General features: G+C 44.8%; 1 protein-coding gene. It reads right to left on the bottom strand.

All coding sequences use genetic code 11. The features are described from left to right. A partial coding sequence (locus tag CALK_RS13085; RefSeq protein ID WP_034638378.1) for a YDG domain-containing protein occupies window positions 1–1,479 on the bottom strand: 1,479 nt, incomplete at both ends.

The following is a 1,479-nucleotide window of genomic DNA, read 5'->3' as shown; positions in this document are numbered from 1 at the left end:
GACATTATCGCTTGTTCCAACATCGGTCTGACTCCCCGTTACTGTCACAGCATCAAGAGTCTCTGTGCCGACAACACTTCCATCACTAACAGTATACCCGGCATTCGTAAGGGCAGTGCCGTCATACTCCTTACTGTCACTTGCGGCAGTTATCTCGAGGGGACGCACCGTAATATCCGCCGTGGCTGTACCTGTGGTGGAGGCGAGAGTATAATTAGCCGCATCAGCACCACCACTGATAACAATATTTGTATAATAGACCGTTTTATCCTCACCCACATTGGGATCTTCAAAGGCCGCATCATAGGTAAATTGTAAATCATCATCTTCAATACGAGTATCAGAAAACCCCGTACTGTCTACTTCTGTATTTCCATCATACACCTTATTTGAAGCCGTAAATGAAGACAGCTCAAGATCACGGGGAGTAATGTCAGCTGTTGTAGATCCCGTGGTTGTTACCAGGGTATAATTTCCCGCATCGGCACCACCGCTGAGTTCAATATCAGTAAAATCAACTGCTTTATTTCCCCCAACATTCTCATCTTCAAAGGCAACGGTATAGGAAAAAACGAGCTCATCATCTCCAATACGATTATTAGTAAAGCTATACTCCTCAACCGTCACCGTACCGTCATAGACTTTGCCCTCAGCAGAAAAATCGTCAAGTTCAAGGTCTCGAGGAAGTATTGTACCGGTAAGACTTGGTACATCAAGGATATATTTATCTGCATCGGCACCGGTCAAACCAAGATTTGTTACAGAAACATCCTTATCTTCACCAACATTCTTATCGGTAAACTCAAAGACCGCTCCGGAAAAATCAAGTTCAACATCATCACTTCCCTCAATATTCTCCAAGGAGCCGGAATTATCCACTGTTGCAGAAACTTCGCCATCGTAGATTTTATCATCAATAGTCATACCAGACACCGTCAGGATTATCTTATCGGTGACAGTCATAGTCGCATCATTATAGATAATAGTATAATTATCGAGGCCACTTCCCAGAGCGTCACTTATTTCAATGGGATAATCTCCCAGACCAGCACCTTCAGCAGCACCGTCACTGCTTAAGGATACCGACGTTACCTCATCACCTGCCACCAGTGAAGACACTGTAAAATTATCCGATGGATATGTTTCATCAAAGGTATACTCCAGGCCCTGGACTTTATTAACATCCCGTGCAGCAATCGTCAGGCTTTTTGGAGTAATCTCAAGGCTATCAGAGACAAAGGAAAGGACGTAGTTTGCACCGGCACTCAAGTCACCCTGGCCGATCTGATACTTTCCAACATTTTCACCGCTCTCACGGGTGAGGCTCCCCGTAATCTCATCTCCGGAGATAAGCTCACCAACACTTACTTCCCAGGTCAATTCAGGGTCATCTTCTCCGTAGGTCTTTGATTGATCATGAGCAGTTACTTCTATAGCACGTTGATCAACGGTCAGCGTTCCCTCTACCTCACTTATATT

The organism is Chitinivibrio alkaliphilus ACht1 (assembly GCF_000474745.1).
GTDB lineage: Bacteria > Fibrobacterota > Chitinivibrionia > Chitinivibrionales > Chitinivibrionaceae > Chitinivibrio > Chitinivibrio alkaliphilus.
This window is presented reverse-complemented; position numbering and strand designations above follow the sequence as displayed.